General features: G+C 70.6%; 18 protein-coding genes. All 18 read left to right on the plus strand.

Annotated features, from left to right (window positions below):
* Positions 1 to 139: 139 nt before the first annotated feature.
* Positions 140 to 1,399 (plus strand): COG1361 family protein, encoded by a 1,260-nt coding sequence (locus tag MICAU_RS01965; RefSeq protein WP_013283597.1) that lies wholly within the window; start codon positions 140 to 142, stop codon positions 1,397 to 1,399.
* Between the two features lie 99 nt (positions 1,400 to 1,498).
* Positions 1,499 to 2,209 (plus strand): demethylmenaquinone methyltransferase, encoded by a 711-nt coding sequence (locus MICAU_RS01970; RefSeq protein WP_013283598.1) that lies wholly within the window; start codon positions 1,499 to 1,501, stop codon positions 2,207 to 2,209.
* A 74-nt stretch (positions 2,210 to 2,283) separates the two neighbouring features.
* Positions 2,284 to 2,502, plus strand: coding sequence for a hypothetical protein (locus tag MICAU_RS01975; protein WP_013283599.1), 219 nt, complete (start codon positions 2,284 to 2,286; stop codon positions 2,500 to 2,502).
* Positions 2,503 to 2,636: 134 nt separating this feature from the next.
* Positions 2,637 to 3,911, plus strand: a complete 1,275-nt coding sequence (locus tag MICAU_RS01980; RefSeq protein ID WP_013283600.1) for a geranylgeranyl reductase family protein — start codon at positions 2,637 to 2,639, stop codon at positions 3,909 to 3,911.
* A 135-nt stretch (positions 3,912 to 4,046) separates the two neighbouring features.
* Entirely contained in the window at positions 4,047 to 4,412 is a 366-nt protein-coding gene (locus MICAU_RS01985) for an NADH-quinone oxidoreductase subunit A (protein WP_013283601.1), read from the plus strand.
* An 11-nt stretch (positions 4,413 to 4,423) separates the two neighbouring features.
* Complete coding sequence (locus MICAU_RS01990) at positions 4,424 to 5,104, plus strand: NuoB/complex I 20 kDa subunit family protein (RefSeq protein WP_013283602.1); 681 nt, start codon at positions 4,424 to 4,426, stop codon at positions 5,102 to 5,104.
* Complete coding sequence (locus MICAU_RS01995) at positions 5,101 to 5,832, plus strand: NADH-quinone oxidoreductase subunit C (protein WP_013283603.1); 732 nt, start codon at positions 5,101 to 5,103, stop codon at positions 5,830 to 5,832. Before MICAU_RS01990 ends, MICAU_RS01995 begins: the two co-directional genes overlap by 4 nt.
* The gene (locus MICAU_RS02000) at positions 5,829 to 7,154 is read left to right on the plus strand and encodes an NADH-quinone oxidoreductase subunit D (RefSeq protein WP_013283604.1); all 1,326 of its coding nucleotides are present in this window, start codon (positions 5,829 to 5,831) and stop codon (positions 7,152 to 7,154) included. Before MICAU_RS01995 ends, MICAU_RS02000 begins: the two co-directional genes overlap by 4 nt.
* Positions 7,151 to 8,245 (plus strand): NADH-quinone oxidoreductase subunit NuoE, encoded by a 1,095-nt coding sequence (gene nuoE, locus MICAU_RS02005; RefSeq protein ID WP_013283605.1) that lies wholly within the window; start codon positions 7,151 to 7,153, stop codon positions 8,243 to 8,245. The genes MICAU_RS02000 and nuoE overlap by 4 nt, the downstream gene beginning before the upstream one ends.
* A complete protein-coding gene (nuoF, locus tag MICAU_RS02010; RefSeq protein ID WP_013283606.1) occupies positions 8,242 to 9,558 on the plus strand; it encodes an NADH-quinone oxidoreductase subunit NuoF in 1,317 nt (438 codons plus the stop codon). Before nuoE ends, nuoF begins: the two co-directional genes overlap by 4 nt.
* Complete coding sequence (locus MICAU_RS02015; protein WP_013283607.1) at positions 9,558 to 11,999, plus strand: NADH-quinone oxidoreductase subunit G; 2,442 nt, start codon at positions 9,558 to 9,560, stop codon at positions 11,997 to 11,999. Before nuoF ends, MICAU_RS02015 begins: the two co-directional genes overlap by 1 nt.
* A complete protein-coding gene (gene nuoH, locus MICAU_RS02020) occupies positions 11,996 to 13,351 on the plus strand; it encodes an NADH-quinone oxidoreductase subunit NuoH (protein ID WP_013283608.1) in 1,356 nt (451 codons plus the stop codon). Before MICAU_RS02015 ends, nuoH begins: the two co-directional genes overlap by 4 nt.
* 1 nt (position 13,352) lies before the next feature.
* A complete protein-coding gene (gene nuoI, locus MICAU_RS02025) occupies positions 13,353 to 14,000 on the plus strand; it encodes an NADH-quinone oxidoreductase subunit NuoI (RefSeq protein WP_013283609.1) in 648 nt (215 codons plus the stop codon).
* Entirely contained in the window at positions 13,997 to 14,767 is a 771-nt protein-coding gene (locus MICAU_RS02030) for an NADH-quinone oxidoreductase subunit J (RefSeq protein WP_013283610.1), read from the plus strand. Before nuoI ends, MICAU_RS02030 begins: the two co-directional genes overlap by 4 nt.
* A 55-nt stretch (positions 14,768 to 14,822) precedes the next feature.
* On the plus strand, positions 14,823 to 15,122 hold the full coding sequence (gene nuoK / locus MICAU_RS02035) for an NADH-quinone oxidoreductase subunit NuoK (RefSeq protein WP_013283611.1): 300 nt from the start codon (positions 14,823 to 14,825) through the stop codon (positions 15,120 to 15,122).
* Positions 15,123 to 15,129: 7 nt separating this feature from the next.
* Positions 15,130 to 17,091: an NADH-quinone oxidoreductase subunit L gene (nuoL, locus tag MICAU_RS02040; protein WP_013283612.1), complete on the plus strand. Its 1,962-nt coding sequence runs from the start codon at positions 15,130 to 15,132 to the stop codon at positions 17,089 to 17,091.
* Between the two features lie 64 nt (positions 17,092 to 17,155).
* The gene (locus tag MICAU_RS02045; RefSeq protein ID WP_013283613.1) at positions 17,156 to 18,688 is read left to right on the plus strand and encodes an NADH-quinone oxidoreductase subunit M; all 1,533 of its coding nucleotides are present in this window, start codon (positions 17,156 to 17,158) and stop codon (positions 18,686 to 18,688) included.
* A complete protein-coding gene (nuoN, locus tag MICAU_RS02050; RefSeq protein ID WP_013283614.1) occupies positions 18,685 to 20,238 on the plus strand; it encodes an NADH-quinone oxidoreductase subunit NuoN in 1,554 nt (517 codons plus the stop codon). The genes MICAU_RS02045 and nuoN overlap by 4 nt, the downstream gene beginning before the upstream one ends.
* The last annotated feature ends 80 nt before the right edge of the window (positions 20,239 to 20,318 follow it).

The following is a 20,318-nucleotide window of genomic DNA, read 5'->3' on the forward strand; positions in this document are numbered from 1 at the left end:
GATGGGTGACCATCCCGCCCCTGCTGTCTGCCGGGATCGATGGGAATCCCCACCGCTGCGCGGTGGCGTGACGAGGCGTCGCTCCGGTACCGTCCGTTCGTTCGGTACGTGATCACGTGTCCCTACCCCCGGGGGAACAATGACCTTCCGCTACCGGTCCACGCTGGCCCGCGCCGGCGTCGTGGCCCTGCTCTCCACCGCCGGTCTCGGCGCCGCCGCCGGCCCGGCACAGGCCGCCGACAAGGCCGACCTCCAGCTCATCCCGCTCAGCTACCAGCTCGCCAAGGGCGTCAGCGAGGCGAAGGCCAAGCCGTTCAAGTTCCAGGTGAACAACACCCTGGGGACCGTCGACGCGAAGGACGTCCGGGTCACCGTCGAGACGAAGGGCCTCAAGACCGCCAAGGTCGGCGTGCTGGTCCCGGCCGGCTGCGACATCCGTGGCACCACCTTCTCCTGCCTGCTCGGTGACCTGCCCGCCGGCACCACTGAGGACTTCGGTCTCCCGCTGTTCTCCACCGGCGGCAAGGGCGCGGCCGGCACGCTCACGGTCTCGATCAGCGCGGCGAACGGCGCCGGAGTGCTGGACACGATCGACCACGACATCACCGTCACCGAGCCGGGCTACGACCTCACGACCTGGGTCCAGGACGTGTACGCCGACGTGCGCGTGGACGGCGACGACGCCGACGAGTCCGGCCTGCGCCCGGTCCGGCCGGGCGGGACCGCGCCGCTGGACTGGGCCGTGTTCAACGACGGCAGCAAGCGCGCCACCGGCATCAAGTACGGGATCGCGCTGCCGGCCGGTGTCACCTTCGCGAAGCTGCCCGACGGCTGCGTCGAGCAGAACCTGGGTGGTTTCCTCAACGCGTACTGCGAGGACCTGGGCGCGGTGCTCAAGCCCGGCCAGTACTACACCGCCGACGTCCGGGTGACTGTCGGCGCGGACGTGACCGAGAAGCTGCTCCGGCCCGGCATCCTCTGGGCCGAGGGCCTGGACGCCGCCTCCGGTGCGCCCGAGGAGGAGCCGCGGGTCGCCAGCTCGGCGCAGCGGCGCGCGTTCGCCGAGACCGACGACGGTGACAACAGCGCGGTGTTCGACGTCTTCGTCGACCAGAGCCCGCAGTCGACCCCGAGCCCGACGCCGACCACCCAGCCGACCTCGACGCCGACCGCCCAGCCGACGCCGACCGGCGACGCGACGGCGGTGCCGACCCCGACCGCCGGTGGTGGCGCGGGTGGCGGTAGCGGCGACGGTGGCCTGCCGGTGACCGGTATGCAGGTCGGCCTGATCGGCGGCGTCGGCGCGGCCGTGCTCGCGGCCGGCGCGGCGCTGATGATGCTGTCCCGCCGCCGCAAGGTGGTCCTTGTCGCTCCGGGCGAGGAGCGCACCGGCGACTGACCGGGGAACCGATACGCGACCAGGGCGGGGTGGGTGACCACCCCGCCCTGTCGCGTACCCGGAGGGAGGCGGGGGCGACGCGGCTGGCAGAGTGGAGGGGTGAGCCGTACCCCGCAGGGCCAGCGCGCCAGCCTGGACAAGCAGCCGCACGAGGTCGCCGCGATGTTCGACGGTGTCGCGGCCCGCTACGACCTGACGAACACCGTCCTGTCGTTCGGCCAGGACCGGTCGTGGCGGCGGGCCACCCGGGCGGCGCTCGGGCTGCGGCCGGGCGAGCGGGTGCTGGACGTGGGCGCCGGCACCGGTGTGTCGACCGAGGAACTGGCCCACTCCGGGGCGTACGCGGTGGGTGCGGACCTGTCGCTGGGCATGCTGCACGCCGGCAAGCGCACCCGTCCGTCGGTGCCGCTGCTGGCCGGGGACGCGCTTCGGCTGCCGTTCGCCGACGCCAGCTTCGACGCGGTGACCATCTCCTTCGCGCTGCGCAACGTCAACGACACCGACGCGGCGCTGGCCGAGCTGGCCCGGGTGACCCGACCGGGCGGGCGGCTCGTGGTCTGCGAGTTCAGCACTCCGGTGAACCCGGCGTTCCGCACCGTCTACCTGTCGTACCTGATGCGTTCGTTGCCGGCGGTGGCCCGTGCGGTGTCGAGCAACCCGGACGCCTACGTCTACCTGGCGGAGTCGATCCGGGCCTGGCCGGACCAGGCGGCGCTGGCCGCGCGGATCGGCGCTGCCGGCTGGGGCCGGGTGGCGTGGCGCAACCTGACCGGCGGCGTCGTGGCGCTGCACCGGGCAGTCCGAAACTGACCGCCCGGCCAGCGAACGCTGGTCATTTCGTGAATATCCGATTTTGGTCTACTTTGTCCCGTAGGCTCGCCCCCATGACGGGATCAGACCAGGCCGCCACCGACGACGACGCCGCCGAGCTGATCGCGCAGCTCCGCGAGCTGGCCGGCGCGGATCCCGCCGATGTCCGGCAGGTCGTCGCCGAGGTGCTGGCCGCGCTGGACCGGGCCGCCGGTGGCGCGTTGCGCGACCACCTGCCCGAGGCCATCCGCCTCGACGCCGGGCTCGGACCGGCCGCGCAGGCGCGCCCCTGACCGGTCTCGACGCTCTTACCGGCGCGTTTCCGCGAAGTTAGGCCCCCCTCAGCGCGTACTGGTGTAACGCCGGTCATAGACTCCAACCGGATCGGCTTGTGAAGCATTTCACGAGCATGCGGGAGGAGGCGCGGATGACCGCGGTGGAGAACGACGCCGACGTCATCGTCGTGGGCGCCGGTCCCGGAGGATCGGCCACGGCGTACCACCTGGCGCGGCACGGCGTACGCGTGCTGCTGCTGGAGAAGACGGAGTTTCCCCGGGAGAAGGTCTGCGGTGACGGGCTCACGCCCCGCGCCGTACGGCAGCTGATCCGGATGGGCGTGGACACCTCGCCCGAGGCGGGCTGGCTGCACAACAAGGGCCTGCGGGTGATCGGCGGCGGCATACGCCTGGAACTGGACTGGCCCGACCTGGCCAGCTTCCCCAACTACGGCCTGGTGCGCACCCGGCTCGACTTCGACGACCTGCTCGCCCAGCGTGCGGTCGCCGCCGGGGCGAAGCTCCAGACCAGCGTCAACGTCCTCGGGCCGGTGCTCGGCGCCGACGACCGGGTGATCGGCGTGCAGGCCGAGGTCGGCCCGGACAAGGAACCCGCCACGTTCCACGCGCCGCTCGTGGTCGCCGCCGACGGCGTCTCCGGCCGCTTCCCGCTCGCCCTCGGGCTCGCCAAGCGGGAGGACCGCCCGATCGGCGTGGCCGTCCGCCGCTACTACCGCTCGCCCGCCAAGCACGACGACGACTACCTGGAGTCCTGGCTGGAGCTGCGGGCCAAGGGCAGCGACGCGCTGCTGCCCGGCTACGGCTGGATCTTCGGCCTCGGCGACGGCCGGGTGAACGTCGGCCTGGGCGTGCTGAACTCCTCCTCGGCGTTCGGCAAGACGAACTACCGCAAGCTGCTCACCGACTGGCTCGCGAACACCCCCGAGGACTGGGGGATGACCGACGAGTCCAACGCGGAGGGTCCGATCCTCGGCGCCGCGCTGCCGATGGGCTTCAACCGCGTGCCGCACTACACCCGCGGCGTGCTGCTCGTCGGTGACTCCGGCGGCATGGTCAACCCGTTCAACGGCGAGGGCATCGCGTACGCGATGGAGTCGGGCGAGATGGCCGCGGAGGTCGTGGTGCAGGCGCTCGCCCGCCCGACCGGCGCGGAACGGGAGCGGGCGCTGATGGCGTACCCGCAGGAGCTGAAGGCCCGCTTCGGCGGCTACTACCGCCTCGGCGGCGTCTTCGTGAAGCTCATCGGGCGCCCCGAGATCATGCGGATGGCGACCAAGCACGGCATGCCGCATCCGATGCTCATGCGTTTCGTGCTCAAGCTGCTGGCCAACCTGACCGACCCGCGCGGCGGGGACGCGATGGACCGGGTCATCAACGCGATGACGAAGGTGGCTCCGGCCGTGTAGAAGACGACCGGCCCGAGGCGGAAACGTCCACGGGCCGGACAGAGATCGACCCCCGCCGACCGAGGTCGTGAGGGACGTGAATAGTGTGATTTTGGCCAACCACCGAGGTCAGGGAAGGACGAGCAGGGGACAACGATGACGCTCTCTCCTTACGCACCCATCATCGGGCTGTTCGCCCTCGCTGCGGCGTTCGCGCTGTTCTCCGTGGCCGCTGCCCGACTCGCCGGCCCGCGGCGTCTGAACAAGGCCAAGCTCGAGGCGTACGAGTGTGGCATCGAGCCGAGCCCGCAGCCGGTCGGCGGCGGCCGGTTCCCGATCAAGTTCTACCTGACGGCGATGCTCTTCATCGTCTTCGACATCGAGATCATCTTCCTCTACCCCTGGGCGGTCTCCTTCGACGCCCTGCCGATCTTCGGCTTCGTGGAGATGGTCCTGTTCATCGTCGCGGTCTTCGTCGCGTACGCCTATGTGTGGCGTCGCGGCGGCCTGGACTGGGACTGAGGAGGTAGCAGATGGGCATCGAGGAGAAGCTCCCCTCCGGCGTCCTGCTCACCAGCGTCGAGAAGCTGGTCAACTGGACGCGGAAGACCTCGGTCTGGGGCGCCACGTTCGGTCTGGCCTGCTGCGCCATCGAGATGATGGCGGCGGGCGGTCCGCACTACGACATGGGCCGCTGGGGCATGGAGGTCTTCCGCGCCTCGCCCCGCCAGGCGGACCTGATGATCGTGGCCGGCCGGGTGAGCCAGAAGATGGCCCCGGTCCTGCGCCAGATCTACGACCAGATGGCCGAGCCCCGCTGGGTCATCTCGATGGGCGTCTGCGCCAGCAGCGGCGGCATGTTCAACAACTACGCCATCGTGCAGGGCGTCGACCACGTCGTACCGGTCGACATGTACCTCCCCGGCTGCCCGCCCCGGCCGGAGATGCTCATCGACGCGGTGCTCAAGCTGCGCGAGAAGATCATGCACGAGCCGCTGGGCCCGAACGGCCGCAAGATGCTGGAGGCCCGCCAGGCGCGCGGCGACGTGCCGGTGGTGCCGTACGGCTCGATGCCCTCGTCGTACCGCAGCGACAAGGCCCGGCGTGCCGAGTGGACGAAGGCGGTCCGCGAGGGGCGTGAGGAGCAGCTGCGGATCGAGAACTGGATGAAGGCGCAGAACCACCTTCAGGCGTCGCATAGGGGCCCGAAATGAGCAACGACAAGAACAACGACGGCGGGGTGCCGGTACCCACCACCCCGGTCGGTGCCAGCTCCACCGCCCCGGCGGAGTACCCGCCGGCCAGCCCGGCCGGCCGGGGCATGTTCGGCAACCAGGGCACCGGCGACGTCTCCGGCTACGGCGGCCTGGTCCGCCCGCGCAAGCCCATCGAGGAGGCGGCCCGGCCGTACGGGAGCTACTTCGACGAGGTGCGGGACGCGCTGGAGGAGGCGTACCCGGACTTCGGCGACGCGATCGAGAAGGTCGTGGTCGACCGGGGCGAGCTGACCCTGCACGTCCGCCCGGAGCGGATCGCCGAGGTCTGCCAGGTGATGCGCGACGACCTCGCGCTGCGCTTCGAGCTGTGCTCCTCGGTGTCCGGTGTGGACTACCTGGGCGCGCAGGAGCGCCGCCTGCACGTGGTCTACCACCTGACCTCGATGACCTACCGCCGCAGCGTCCGGCTGGAGGTGGCGGTCTCCGTCGAGGAGCCGCACGTCCCGAGCGTCACCGCCGTCTACCCGACCGCCGACTGGCAGGAGCGGGAGACGTACGACATGTTCGGCGTCGTCTTCGACGGCCACCCCGCCCTGACCCGGATCCTCATGCCGGACGACTGGGAGGGGCACCCGCAGCGCAAGGACTACCCGCTGGGCGGCGTCCCCGTCGAGTACAAGGGTGCGGAGATCCCCCCGCCGGACCGTAGGAGGTCGTACCAATGACCACGTCGAACTACGCGACCGAGCGCGAGACGACCGAGGGCAAGGTCTTCACCGTCACCGGCGGGGACTGGGACGAGGTCGTCTCCGGCACGGACCCGATCAACGACGAGCGGATCGTCGTCAACATGGGTCCGCAGCACCCGTCCACCCACGGCGTGCTCCGGCTGGTCCTGGAGCTGGAGGGCGAGACGGTCCGCGAGGCCCGCTCGGTCATCGGCTACCTGCACACCGGCATCGAGAAGAACCTGGAGTACCGCAACTGGGTCCAGGGTTCGACGTTCGTGACCCGGATGGACTACCTCTCGCCGCTGTTCAACGAGACGGCGTACGCGCTCGCGGTGGAGAAGCTGCTCGGCATCACCGACGACATCACCGAGCGGGCCACCACCATCCGTGTGCTGATGATGGAGCTCAACCGCGTCTCGTCGCACCTGGTCTGGCTGGCGACCACCGCCATGGAGCTGGGCGCGATCAACATGATGCTGTACGGCTTCCGCGAGCGGGAGTACGTCCTCGACATCTTCGAGACCATCACCGGCCTGCGGATGAACCACGCGTACGTGCGGCCGGGCGGTGTGGCGCAGGACGTGCCGGACGACGCGATCCGCAAGATCCGCGACTTTCTCCAGCTGATGCCGAAGCGGCTCAAGGAGTACGAGAACCTGCTGTCCGGCCAGCCGATCTGGCTGGAGCGTACGCAGCACGTCGCGGTGCTCGACGTGACCGCCTGCATGGCGCTCGGCGTCACCGGCCCGGTGCTGCGGTCCGCGGGCCTCGCCTGGGACCTGCGCAAGACCATGCCGTACTGCGGTTACGAGACGTACGAGTTCGACGTGCCGACCCACACCGACGGTGACGTGTGGGGCCGCTACCTGGTCCGGGTGGCGGAGATCCGCGAGTCGCTGAAGCTGATCGAGCAGGCGCTGGACCGTCTGAAGCCCGGCCCGGTGATGGTGTCCGACAAGAAGATCGCGTGGCCGGCGCAGCTCGCCATCGGCGTGGACGGCATGGGCAACTCGCTGGAGCACGTCGCCAAGATCATGGGTCAGTCGATGGAGTCGCTGATCCACCACTTCAAGCTCGTCACCGAGGGCTTCCGGGTTCCGCCGGGCCAGGTGTACGTCGGCATCGAGTCGCCCCGCGGCGAGCTGGGCGTGCACGCGGTGTCCGACGGCGGCACCCGGCCCTACCGGGTGCACTACCGGGAGCCGAGCTTCGTCAACCTCCAGGCCCTCCCGGCGATGGCCGAGGGCGGCCTGATCGCCGACGTGATCGCCGGCGGCGCCTCGCTGGACCCCGTGATGGGTGGTTGTGACCGATGAGCTTTTCCGAAACGACTCGCACCCGGGCGCGGGAGATCATCGCCCGGTACCCGGCGGACCGGTCCCGCTCGGCGCTGCTGCCGCTGCTGCACCTGGTCCAGTCCGAGGAGGGCTACGTCTCCCCGGCCGGTGTCGAGTTCTGCGCCGAGGTGCTCGGGCTCAACAAGGCCCAGGTGGGCGCCGTCGCCACCTTCTACACCATGTACAAGCGCAAGCCCACCGGTGACTACCTGGTGAGCGTCTGCACCAACACCATGTGCGACGTGCTCGGCGGGCAGAAGGTCTACGACACCCTGGCCGAGCACCTCGGCGTCGGGCACGAGGAGACCACCGCCGACGGGAAGATCACCCTGGAGCACGCCGAGTGCCTGGCGGCGTGCGACTACGGCCCGGTGATGACAGTCAACTACGACTTCTTCGACAACGTGGAGCCGCAGGCCGCGCTCGACGTGGTCGAGGAGCTGCGCGCCGGCGGCCGGCCGATGCCGACCCGCGGGGCGCGGCTGTGCACGCTCAAGGAGATGGCGGTCCAGCTCGCCGGTTTCGCCGACGAGCGCGACGGCGCGGTGGCCGACGGCGGGCCGGGCGAGCCGAGCCTGCGCGGCCTGCGCCTGGCCGAGCAGCACGGCGTCTCGGTGCCGGGCTTCGACCCGAAGACCCCGATCCGCAGCAAGGCCGAGGCCGACCGGGCCGCCGCCGAGGCGAAGGCGAAGGCCGAGGCCGCCAAGCCGGCCCCCGCGCCCGAGCCGGCCGAGCCGGAGGCGGCCACCGGCAGCACCGCGCCGGACGTGAAGGCGCCGGACGACAAGTCGCCGCAGGTGCGTACCGCCGAGACCCGGCAGCCGGACGCGAGCACCCCGGTGCCGGACGCGCCCGGCACCAAGGTCCCGGTGGACGGCCCGGCCCCGGCACCGCGCGACGCGCGGGCGGCGGAGGCGGCCGGCGTGGCGGCGAACCCGCCGGCCGGCGACGGCAAGCCCGCCGGCGACGCGGCCGGCGCGCAGGAGCGCAACCTCAAGGAAGCGGAGTCCGGTACGGGCGCGGACGGCGCCGACCCGGCGGACGCGAGCGGAACGGGGGTCCGGAAGTGACCACTCCTCGGCCGGAGACGCTGGCCAAGCTCACGCCGGTGCTCACCAAGCGCTGGCTCTCGCCGGACGCGTGGCGGCTCGGCACCTACGAGAAGCTGGACGGCTACGCCGCCCTGCGCAAGGCGCTCAAGGCGCACCCGGACGACCTGATCCAGCTGATCAAGGACTCCGGACTGCGCGGGCGAGGCGGCGCGGGCTTCCCGACCGGTCTCAAGTGGGGGTTCATCCCGCAGGGCGACGGCAAGCCGCACTACCTGGTGGTCAACGCCGACGAGGGCGAGCCGGGCACCTGCAAGGACCTGCCGCTGATGACCCACGACCCGCACTCGCTCGTCGAGGGCGTCATCATCGCCTCGTACGCGATCCGGGCCAACCGGGCGTACATCTACATCCGCGGTGAGGCGGTGCACGCCGCCCGGCGGCTGCGCAGCGCCGTCGACGAGGCGTACGCCAAGGGTTATCTCGGCCGGAACGTCCTCGGCTCGGGCTTCGACCTGGACCTGGTGGTGCACTCCGGCGCCGGGGCGTACATCTGCGGTGAGGAGACCGCGCTGCTGGACTCGCTGGAGGGCTTCCGCGGCCAGCCCCGGCTGCGCCCGCCGTTCCCGGCGACCCACGGCCTGTACGCCAGCCCGACCGTGGTCAACAACGTCGGCACCATCGCCAGCGTGCCGTACATCGTGCTCGGTGGCGCGGACTGGTGGAAGACGATGGGCACGGAGAAGTCGTCCGGCCCGATGATCTACTCGCTGTCCGGCCGGATCGCCGAACCGGGCCAGTACGAGTGCTCGATGGGCATCACGCTGCGCGAGCTGATCGAGCTGGCCGGCGGCATGAAGCCCGGGCACAACCTGAAGTTCTGGACCCCGGGTGGCTCGTCGACGCCGCTGCTGACCGCCGAGCACCTGGACGTGCCGCTGGACTTCGAGGGGGTGGCGGCGGCCGGCTCGATCCTGGGCACCACTGCTACGCAGATCTTCTCCGACCAGGACTGCCCGGTGTACGCGACCTACCGGTGGCTGGAGTTCTACCACCACGAGTCGTGCGGCAAGTGCACCCCGTGCCGGGAGGGCAACTACTGGATGGTCCGGGTCTACCGGCGCATCCTGGCCGGCCAGGGCACCCACGAGGACCTGGACACCCTGCTCGACACCTGCGACAACATCCTCGGCCGCTCGTTCTGCGGTCTCGGTGACGGCGCGACCAGCTCGGTGACCTCGTCGCTGAAGTACTTCAAGCAGGACTACCTCGACTACATCGAGGGACGTACCGCTCCGAAGCTCTCCGACAAGTCTCTGGTTGGAGCTCACTGATGACCGACGTAGCCAAGCAGACCGAGACCGTCACGCTGACCATCGACGGCGTCGAGGTCACCGCGCCCAAGGGCGCGCTGCTGATCCGCGTCGCCGAGCAGCTCGGCACCGAGATCCCGCGCTTCTGCGACCACCCGCTGCTGGCCCCGGCCGGCGCCTGCCGGCAGTGCCTGGTGGAGGTGGAGGGCCAGCGCAAGCCGGTCGCCTCCTGCACCCAGACCGTCGCCGACGGCATGGTGGTGCGGACGCAGCTCACCTCCCCGGTCGCCAAGAAGGCCCAGGAGGGTGTGATGGAGCTGCTGCTCCTCAACCACCCCCTGGACTGCCCGATGTGCGACAAGGGCGGCGAGTGCCCGCTGCAGAACCAGGCGATGTCCACCGGCCGGACGGACTCGCGGTTCCACGAGCACAAGCGGGAGTACCCGAAGCCGCTGCCGATCAGCACCCAGGTGCTGCTCGACCGCGAGCGCTGCGTGCTCTGCCAGCGGTGCACCCGGTTCTCCGAGGAGATCGCCGGCGACAAGTTCATCGACCTGATGGGACGCTCCTCGCACGAGGAGATCAACATCTACCGGGACGACGCGTACGGCGAGGAGGGCGACGAGGGGGACGTCCCGTTCAACTCGTACTTCTCCGGCAACACCGTGCAGATCTGCCCGGTGGGCGCGCTGACCGGCACCCAGTACCGGTTCCGGGCCCGCCCGTTCGACCTGGTCTCCACGCCCAGCGTCTGCGAGCACTGCTCGGCCGGCTGCGCCCAGCGCACCGACTGGCGGCGCGGCAAGGTCCTGCGCCGGCTGGCCGGCGACGACCCGGCGGTGAACGAGGAGTGGAACTGCGACAAGGGCCGCTGGGGCTTCCAGTACACCCGCGCGTTCGACCGGATCAGCACGCCGATGGTGCGCGACGAGAAGACCGGTGAGCTGCGCGAGGCGTCCTGGAGCGAGGCGCTGACCCGGGCCGCCGAAGGGCTGCGCGCGGCCCGCGACGGCGCGACCGGCACTGCGGTGCTGACCGGCGGCCGGCTGACGGTCGAGGACGCCTACGCGTACGCGAAGTTCGCCCGGATCGCGCTGCACACGAACGACATCGACTTCCGGGCCCGCCCGGTCTCCCGCGAGGAGGCCGACTTCCTGGCCAGCAGCGTCGCCGGGGTCACCGACGTGACCTACACGGACGTGGAGAACGCGCCCGCTGTGGTGCTCGTCGGCCTGGAGCCGGAGGAGGAGTGCCCGATCCTCTTCCTGCGGCTGCGCAAGGCGTACCTGAAGAAGAAGCTCACCGTGTACGCGCTCGCGCCGTTCGCCACGCGCGGCCTGGAGAAGCTCGGGGCCAAGCTGGCCCGGGTGGTGCCCGGCGAGGAGGCCGGCGTGCTGGCCGAGCACGCCACGGTGGCCGAGGCGCTGGGTCAGCCCGGCGCGATCCTGATCGTCGGCGAGCGCCTGGCCGAGGTGCCGGGCGGCCTGTCGGCGGCGGCGGACGTCGCCCGGCGTACCGGTGCCCGGCTGGTCTGGGTGCCGCGGCGCGCGGGTGACCGCGGTGCTGTCGACGCGGGCTGCCTGCCCAACCTGCTCCCCGGCGGCCGGGTCGTCACCGAGCCGGCCGCGCGCGCGGAGCTGGGCGAGGCGTGGGACATCCCGGCCGGGGTGATCCCCAGCCAGGCCGGCCGCGACACCGACGGCATCCTCACCGCCGCCGCGAACGGACAGATCGGCGCCCTGGTGGTGGCCGGCGTCGACCCGGCCGACCTGGCCGACCCGCGCCTGGCCGAGTCCGCACTGGACGCGGTGCCGTTCCTGGTCAGCCTGGAACTGCGGATGAGCGCGGTGTCCCGCCGCGCCGACGTGGTCCTGCCGGTCGCGCCGGTGGTCGAGAAGGCGGGCAGCTTCCTGGACTGGGAGGGCCGGCTGCGCACGTTCGAGAAGGTGCTGGACACCGGCGCGATGACCGACGCCCGCATCCTCGACGCGCTCGCCGCGCAGCTCGACGTGCGGCTCGGCACCGGTGACGTGCCGAGCATCCGGCGCGAGCTGGGCGCGCTGCCGCGCACCCGGGTCGAGCGGCCGTCGGCGCCCTCGGTCGAGCCCGCCGCCGTGCGGCAGCCCGGACCGGGCGAGGCGGTCCTCGCCACCTGGCACCAGCTGATCGACCTGGGCAGCCTCACCGACGGCGACGAGCACCTCGCCGGCACCGCCCGCCCGCCGGTGGTCCGGCTCGGCAAGGGCACCGCCGAGGCGCTGGGTGTGGCCGACGGCGACCCGGTCACGGTGGGCACCGACCGCGGCGCGATCACGCTGCCGGCGGCGATCACCGAGATGCCCGACGGCGTCGTCTGGCTGCCGACCAACTCACCCGGCTCCACCGTGCGGCGCGGCCTCGGCGCGACGTCCGGCGACGTGGTGAGCGTCTCCGCAGTCGGGAACGAAAGGTGGGTGCAGTGAACCCCGTCATCCTCGCGGCGCAGGACCCGACGCTTGCCGACTTCGGCAAGGACCCGTGGTGGCTGGTCCTCGGCAAGATCCTGTTCGCGTTCGTCGTCGCCGTGGCGGCCACGCTGCTCGGCGTCTGGTTCGAGCGCCGGGTCGTGGGCCGCATGGCGGTGCGGCCCGGCCCCAACCAGGCCGGTCCGTTCGGTCTGCTCCAGACGCTCGCCGACGGCGTGAAGCTGGCCTTCAAGGAGGACATCCTCCCGCGCAAGGCCGACAAGGTCGTCTACTTCTTCGCCCCGGTGATCTCGGTGGTCTGCGCAGTCACCGCGCTGTCGGTGATCCCGTTCGGGCCGATGGTGAGCATCTTCGGGCACCGGACGCCGCTCCAGGTCACCGACGTGTCGGTGGCGGTGCTGGTGGTGCTGGCCTTCTCCTCGCTCGCCGTGTACGGCATCGTGCTCGGCGGCTGGGCCAGCGGCTCCACCTACCCGCTGCTCGGCGGCCTCCGCTCGGCGGCCCAGCTGGTCTCGTACGAGGTCACCATGGGCCTGAGCGTGGTCGCGGTGTTCATGACCGCGGGCACCATGTCGACGAGCGGGATCGTCGCCGCGCAGGGCGACGGCACCCGGCTGAGCATCGGCGGCTTCGACCTCGCCGCGCCCGGCTGGTACGCGATCCTGCTGCTGCCCAGCTTCATCATGTTCTTCATCGCCATCGTCGGTGAGACGAACCGGGCGCCGTTCGACCTGCCCGAGGCGGAGTCGGAGCTGGTGGCCGGTTTCCAGACCGAGTACAGCTCGCTGAAGTTCGCGCTGTTCATGCTCAGCGAGTACGTCGCGATGGTGACCATGTCGGCGTTCACCGTGACGCTGTTCCTCGGCGGCTGGCACGCCCCGTGGCCGATCACGATCTGGTCGGGCGCCAACGAGGGCTGGTGGCCGATGCTGTGGTTCTTCGGCAAGGTCATCATGCTGGTGTTCGTCTTCGTCTGGCTGCGCGGCACGCTGCCCCGGCTCCGGTACGACCAGTTCATGCGGTTCGGCTGGAAGGTGCTGCTGCCGCTGAACCTGGTCTGGATCATGGTGCTCGCCGGGCTGCGCTCGATCGAGGACTGGCAGACCCGGGACCGGCTGCTCGTCACCGCCGTCGGCGCGGGCGTGCTGCTGCTGGCCACGCTCTTCTGGCCGTCGCGGAAGAAGGAGCCGAAGCCGTCGCTCCAGGAGCAGGCGGACACCCGGCCGTACGGCAGCTTCCCGCTGCCGCCGATGGATCTTCAGGTTCCGCCGAGCCCGCGTACGAAGCGCGTGCTCGCCGAGCGGGAGCCGGCCAACGTGGTCGCCGGCCCGGACTCCAGGGAGGTGTGACGTGGGCGCGATCACCGGAACGTTCAAGGGCTTCGGTGTCACCTTCTCGCACATGTTCAAGAAGGTCGTCACCACCGACTACCCGTTCAAGCCGCCGGTCTCGGCGCCGCGCTACCACGGGCGGCACATCCTCAACCGGCACCCGGACGGGCTGGAGAAGTGCATCGGCTGCGAGCTGTGCGCCTGGGCCTGCCCGGCCGACGCGATCTACGTGGAGGGTGGCGACAACACCGAGGAGCAGCGCTTCTCTCCTGGTGAGCGGTACGCCAGCACCTACCAGATCAACTACGCCCGGTGCATCTTCTGCGGGCTCTGCATCGAGGCCTGCCCGACCCGTTCGCTCACCATGAGCAACGAGTACGAGCTGGCCCGGGACAACCGGCAGGACCTGATCTTCACCAAGGAGCAGCTGCTCGCGCCGCTGCTCGAAGGCATGGAGCAGCCGCCGCACCCGATGCGGCTGGGCGACAGCGAGAAGGACTACTACGTCGGCGCGCTCACCAACCCGGGCACCTCGGCCGGCGCCGAGCGCTCGCCGATGGGCCCCGGCCGGTACCAGGTGGAGGAGCACCCCGGCGTGACCTTCCCCGGCGCCGAGCAGGCCGAGCAGCGGTCCGCCGCCGCGGCGGGCAAGGGAGGCAAGGCATGACCTCGGCTACGGTGCTCGCCGCCGCCGGCCAGGTGTCCGGGGGTGAGGAGGTCACCTTCTGGATCCTCGCGCCGCTGGCCCTGCTCGGGGCGATCGGCATGGTGTGGGCCCGCAACGCGGTCCACTCCGCGCTCTGGCTGGTGCTGACCATGCTCTGCCTGGGCGTGTTCTACGTGCTCCAGGCCGGGCCGTTCATCGGCATGGTGCAGATCATCGTCTACACCGGCGCGATCATGATGCTGTTCCTGTTCGTGCTGATGCTCGTCGGCCGGGACGCGTCCGACTCGCTCATCGAGACGCTGCGCGGCCAGCGGGTCGCCGCCGTGGTCCTCGGGCTCGGCTTCGCCGGCCTGGTGGGCACCGGCCTCTACCGCGCGCTCGACGGCGTCCAGCCGGTCGGGCTCGACGAGGCGAACGGCGAGGGCAACGTCCAGGGCATCGCCCGGCTGCTGTTCACCAAGTACGTCTTCGCCTTCGAGCTGACCTCGGCGCTGCTGATCACCGCCGCCGTCGGCGCGATGGTGCTGGCGCACGTGGAGCGGCGCAAGGCGGACCGGATGGACCAGATCGCCACCATGAAGGCGCGGTTCCGCCCCGGCAACTACCCCGGACCGAAGCCCGGCCCGGGCGTCTACGCCACGTCCTCCTCGGTGGCCACCCCGGCCCGTCTGCCCGACGGCCGGCTGACCGACCGCAGCATCCCGGAGATCATGCCGGTGCGCGAGTTGACGGCCGAGGAGACCGCACCGAAGGGGACTGATCGGTGAGCGCGAGGAGTGCAGCGAAGCGGAGCCCCGCAGTCGCGAACGAAAGGCTGGCACGGTGACCCCGGACTACTACCTCATCCTCGCGGCGGTGCTGTTCACCATCGGCGCCGTGGGCGTGCTGGTCCGGCGCAACGCGATCGTGCTGTTCATGTGCATCGAGCTGATGCTCAACGCGGCCAACCTGACCCTGGTCACGTTCAGCCGGATCAACGGCGACCTGAACGGCCAGATCATGGCGTTCTTCGTGATGGTGGTCGCGGCGGCCGAGGTCGTGGTCGGGCTCGCGATCATCATGGCGATCTTCCGGACCCGGCGCTCGGCCAGCGTCGACGACGCCAACCTGCTGAAGTACTGAGGGGCTCGTGGTGGAACAGATTCTGACGATCGCCCAGTCTGAGCCAGCCGAAGCCGTCACCTTCGCCACGGCGGACGGGATGCTGGGCAGTGTCTGGCTGCTGGTGGCGATCCCGCTGGTCAGCGCGGCGATCCTGCTGCTGCTCGGCAAGCGGGCCGACCGCTGGGGCCACTGGCTGGGAGTGGGCGCCATCGGCGCCGCCTTCGTGCTCGGGCTCACCTACTTCTTCCAGTTGCGAGGGCTGGAGAACAAGCAGGTCGAGCTGAGCCTCTGGGACTTCATGGCGGTCGGCAACCTGAAGGTGGACTTCGGTCTGCTCTTCGACCCGCTGGCCGCGGTCTTCGTCCTGCTGATCACCGGGGTGGGCTTCCTGATCCACCTCTACGCCGTGGAGTACATGGCGCACGACGCGGGCCGGCGGCTGTTCTTCGCGTACTTCAACCTGTTCGTCGCCGCCATGCTCCTGCTGGTGCTCGGCAACAACTACGTGATGCTCTACTTCGGCTGGGAGGGCGTCGGCCTGGCGTCGTACCTGCTGATCTCCTTCTGGTACGGCCGGCCCAGCGCGGCCACCGCCGGCAAGAAGGCGTTCCTGATGAACCGGGTCGGCGACGCCGGCCTGGCCATCGGCATCTTCATCATGTTCGCCGTGCTCGGCACCACCCAGTACGACGAGGTGTTCAACGGGGTCGGCTCGATGACCTCGACCACCGTGCTGGTGCTCGGCCTGCTGCTGCTGCTCGGCGCGGCCGGCAAGTCCGGTCAGTTCCCGCTCCAGGCGTGGTTGCCGGACGCGATGGAGGGCCCGACCCCGGTGTCCGCGCTCATCCACGCGGCCACCATGGTCACCGCGGGCGTCTACCTGATCGCCCGCTCCAACGCGATCTTCTCGGCCAACGAGACGCTCCAGCTCGTGGTGGTCAGCGTCGGCGCGCTCACGCTGCTGATGGGCTGCATCATCGGCGCGGCCAAGGACGACATCAAGCGTGTGCTGGCCTGGTCGACGGTGAGCCAGATCGGCTACATGTTCCTCGGCGTCGGTCTCGGCGGCGGCGCGTACGCGCTCGCCATCGTGCACCTGCTGGCGCACGGCTTCTTCAAGGCCAACATGTTCCTCGGCGCCGGCTCGGTCATGCACGGCATGAACGACCAGGTGGACATCCGCCGCTTCGGCGGGCTGTCCAAGTACATGAAGGTCACCTGGCTGACGTTCATGATGGGCTGGCTCGCCATCATCGGCATGTTCCCGTTCTCCGGCTACTTCTCCAAGGAGCCGATCATCGTGGCCGCGTTCGAGCGGGAGGGCTGGACGGCCTGGCTGTTCGGCATGGCCGCGCTGCTCGGCGCCGGGCTCACCGCGTTCTACATGACGCGGCTGTTCGTGCTCACGTTCCACGGCCCGAAGCGCTGGACCGAGGACATCGAGCACCCGCACGAGTCGCCGAAGCTGATGACCGTCCCGCTGATCCTGCTGGCGGTCGGCTCGGTCGGCGCGGGCTTCCTGCTCGCCACCTCCGTGCCGGACTGGCTCACCGCCACCAACGGGCTCGCCGCCGAGAGCGGGGAGCACGCACCGGTGCTGGCGCACTGGCTGCTCACCGCGCTGTCGCTGCTGCTCACCGTGCTGGGCGCCGGGCTGGCCTGGTTCCTGTTCCGCTCCGGTACGGCCACCGAGCCGCAGCCGGCCGGCGTGGTGGTCACCGCCGCCCGCCGGAACCTCTACACGGACGCCTTCAACGAGGCGGTCTTCGAGAAGCCGGGCATCTTCCTCACCCGGGCGCTGGTGTTCCTCGACAACCGGGGCGTGGACGGGCTGGTCAACGGTCTGGCCGCCGCCGTGGGCGGGGGCTCGGGCCGGCTCCGGCGGCTCCAGACCGGCTTCGTGCGGTCGTACGCGACCTCGATCCTGACCGGCGCGCTGCTCGTGGTGGCGGCGTTCCTGGCGGTGCAGGCGGGGTGGCTGGCGTGATCGACCTCAACGCGGCCGCCCCCGCCGGCGGGCCACGCAGTCACGACGGAGGTAAGGCCGAATAATGTCCAACTTCCCGTTCCTCTCGGTGCTGACCGTGGCGCCGCTGGTCGGCGCCCTGGTGGTGGCACTGCTGCCCCGCAGCCGTCCGGACCTGGCCAAGCTGGTGGCGTTCGGCTGGTCGCTGCTGGTGCTGGTGCTCTCGGTGGTGATGTGGTTCGCCTTCTCCGCCGACGGTGACCGGTTCCAGTTCCGCGAGTCGTACCCGTGGATCCCGAACTGGGGCGTGAACTTCACCTTCGAGGTGGACGGCATCGCGCTGGTCATGCTGATGCTGATCGCGATCCTGGTGCCGCTGGTGATCCTGGCGTCCTGGCACGACGCCGAGGCGTCGAAGCGCTCGGTGCCCGCGTACTTCGCGCTGCTGCTCGTCCTCGAATGCACGATGATCGGCGTCTTCGCCGCCGCCGACGTCTTCCTGTTCTACGTGTTCTTCGAGGTCATGCTGGTGCCGATGTACTTCCTGATCGGCAGCTACGGCGGCCACCAGCGGCAGTACGCGGCGGTGAAGTTCTTCCTCTACTCGCTGGTCGGCGGTCTGTTCATGCTGGCCGCGGTGATCGGCCTCTGGGTGGTCGGCGGAAAGACCTTCGACTGGCAGGCGCTGAGCCAGGCGGAGTTCGCCACCGACACGGCCCGCTGGCTGTTCCTGGGCTTCTTCGTCGCCTTCGCGATCAAGGCGCCGTTCTTCCCGTTCCACACCTGGCTGCCGGACGCCGGTGGCGCGGCACCGGCCGGCGCCGCCGCGCTGCTTGTCGGCGTGCTGGACAAGGTCGGCACGTTCGGCATCCTGCGCTACTGCCTCCCGCTGTTCCCGGAGGCGTCGCGCTGGTTCGCACCGTGGGCCCTGGCGCTCGGTGTCATCGGCATCATCTACGCCGCGCTGCTGGCGGTCGGTCAGAACGACCTGAAGCGCCTGGTGTCGTACACCTCGATCGCGCACTTCGGGTTCATCGGCGTCGGCATCTTCGCGTTCACCACGCAGGCCGGCACCGGCGCGGTGCTCTACATGCTCAACCACGGCCTGGCCACCGGCCTGCTGTTCCTCGTGGTCGGCATGCTGATCGCCCGGCGCGGCTCGGCGCTGATCAGCGACTTCGGCGGCGCGGGCAAGCTGGTGCCGGTGCTGGCCGGTGTGCTCTTCTTCGCCGGTCTCGCCTCACTGGCGCTGCCGGGTACCGCGCCGTTCGTCTCCGAGTTCCTGGTGCTGATCGGCACGTTCACCGTCAACAAGCCGGTCGCGGTGATCGCCACGCTCGGCATCATCCTGGCGGCGGCGTACGTGCTGTGGATGGTGCAGCGCACCACGCAGGGCACGCTGAACCCGGCGCTGACCGAGGTCGAGGGCATGCGCCGTGACCTCACCCTGCGCGAGAAGGTGGTCGTCGCGCCGCTGATCGCGCTGATCGTGCTGCTCGGCTTCTATCCGAAGCCGGTCACCGACGTCATCAACCCCGCCGTCCAGGCGACCATGCAGGACGTCGGCAAGTCCGACCCCGCCCCTGAGGTCGGCAGCGTCCAGGAGGCCGCGAAGTGAGTGAACTGAGGCTGCCGTCGATCGACTACGCGGCGCTCGCTCCCATCCTGATCATGCTGGGTGCGGCGCTGCTCGGGGTCCTGGTCGAGGCGTTCGTGCCGCGTCGTCTGCGCAACGCGGTGCAACTCGGGCTCGCCCTGGTGGCGATGCTCGCCGCGATCGTCATGGTGATTCTGAACGCCGACGACCGGCTGATCACCATCGGCGGCGCCATCGCGATCGACGGCCCGACGCTGTTCCTCCAGGGCGCGATCCTGGTGCTCGCGGTGATGGCGCTGCTGCTCGTCGGTGAGCGCACCGTGGAGCGGGGCGGCGCCTTCGTGGCGCACGCCGCTGTCACCGCCGAGTCGGCGGAGGACCGGCGGCAGGCCGAGGGCGTCGGTGGCGCCACCGAGGTCTACCCGCTGATGTCGTTCGCGATCGGCGGCATGCTGATCTTCGTGGCGGCGAACGACCTGCTGACCATGTTCGTCGCGCTGGAGGTCTTCTCGCTCCCGCTCTACCTGCTCTGCGCGCTGGCCCGCCGCCGGCGTCTGCTGAGCCAGGAGGCGGCGCTGAAGTACTTCATGCTCGGCGCGTACGCCTCGGCGTTCTTCCTGTTCGGTGTGGCCCTCATCTACGGCTTCACCTCCGGCATCCCGGGTCGCACGGCCGGCGTCGACTTCGCCACCGTGCACGCCGCGGTCACCGACTCCCCGTCCAGCCCGGTGCTGCTGTTCGCCGGCATGGCGCTGCTCGCCATCGGCCTGCTGTTCAAGGCCGCCGCCGCGCCGTTCCACGTCTGGACGCCGGACGTCTACCAGGGCGCGCCGACCCCGGTCACCGGCTTCATGGCGGCCTGCACCAAGGTCGCCGCGTTCGGGGCGCTGCTGCGCGTCTTCCACGTCGCGTTCGCCGGGGCCTCCTGGGACTTCACCCCGGTGCTCGGCGCGATCGCGGTGCTGACCATGCTGGTCGGCGCGGTGCTGGCGGTCACCCAGACCGACATCAAGCGCCTGCTGGCGTACTCGTCGATCGCGAACGCCGGTTACCTGCTCGTCGGTGTGCTGGCACCGAGCCGCGAAGGGCTCTCCGGCACCATGTTCTACCTGGCCGCGTACGGCTTCTCGGTGCTCGCCGCGTTCGCCGTGGTGACGCTGGTGCGCGACGCCGACGGGGAGGCCACCCACCTGTCCCGCTGGGCCGGGCTGGGCCGCCGCTCGCCGTTCTTCGCGGCGATCTTCACGTTCATCCTGCTGGCCTTCGCCGGTATTCCGCTGACCAGCGGCTTCACCAGCAAGTTCGCGGTCTTCGGCCCGGCCCTGGAGGCGAACCAGGCGTGGCTGGTGATCGCCGGCGTGCTGACCAGCATGGTGCTGGCGTTCCCGTACCTGCGGGTCGTCGTCATGATGTGGCTGTCCGAGCCGGGCGAGTCCACCCCGACGGTGACCGTGCCCGGTGCGCTCACCTCGGCCGCCCTGGTCATCGGCGTGCTCGCCACGCTGGTCCTCGGCGTGGTGCCCGGCCCGCTGCTCGACCTGACGACCGGTGCCGCCGAATTCGTCAGATGACAGAGGTGATCCCACCGGGGGCCGGTACGCCGTGGCGTACCGGCCCCCGGCCCGTATCCCCGTCGACGAGCAGGTCGAAC

This window comes from Micromonospora aurantiaca ATCC 27029 (assembly GCF_000145235.1).
Taxonomy (GTDB): domain Bacteria; phylum Actinomycetota; class Actinomycetes; order Mycobacteriales; family Micromonosporaceae; genus Micromonospora; species Micromonospora aurantiaca.

What these genes read in the sequence shown, in the direction of transcription:
- MICAU_RS01965 (WP_013283597.1), top strand. Translation starts at nt 140, where the DNA reads ATGACCTTCCGCTACCGGTCCACGCTGGCCCGCGCCGGCGTCGTGGCC.
- MICAU_RS01975 (WP_013283599.1), top strand. Translation starts at nt 2,284, where the DNA reads ATGACGGGATCAGACCAGGCCGCCACCGACGACGACGCCGCCGAGCTG.
- MICAU_RS01980 (WP_013283600.1), top strand. Translation starts at nt 2,637, where the DNA reads ATGACCGCGGTGGAGAACGACGCCGACGTCATCGTCGTGGGCGCCGGT.
- MICAU_RS01985 (WP_013283601.1), top strand. Translation starts at nt 4,047, where the DNA reads ATGACGCTCTCTCCTTACGCACCCATCATCGGGCTGTTCGCCCTCGCT.
- MICAU_RS01990 (WP_013283602.1), top strand. Translation starts at nt 4,424, where the DNA reads ATGGGCATCGAGGAGAAGCTCCCCTCCGGCGTCCTGCTCACCAGCGTC.
- MICAU_RS01995 (WP_013283603.1), top strand. Translation starts at nt 5,101, where the DNA reads ATGAGCAACGACAAGAACAACGACGGCGGGGTGCCGGTACCCACCACC.
- MICAU_RS02000 (WP_013283604.1), top strand. Translation starts at nt 5,829, where the DNA reads ATGACCACGTCGAACTACGCGACCGAGCGCGAGACGACCGAGGGCAAG.
- nuoE (WP_013283605.1), top strand. Translation starts at nt 7,151, where the DNA reads ATGAGCTTTTCCGAAACGACTCGCACCCGGGCGCGGGAGATCATCGCC.
- MICAU_RS02015 (WP_013283607.1), top strand. Translation starts at nt 9,558, where the DNA reads ATGACCGACGTAGCCAAGCAGACCGAGACCGTCACGCTGACCATCGAC.
- MICAU_RS02030 (WP_013283610.1), top strand. Translation starts at nt 13,997, where the DNA reads ATGACCTCGGCTACGGTGCTCGCCGCCGCCGGCCAGGTGTCCGGGGGT.
- MICAU_RS02045 (WP_013283613.1), top strand. Translation starts at nt 17,156, where the DNA reads ATGTCCAACTTCCCGTTCCTCTCGGTGCTGACCGTGGCGCCGCTGGTC.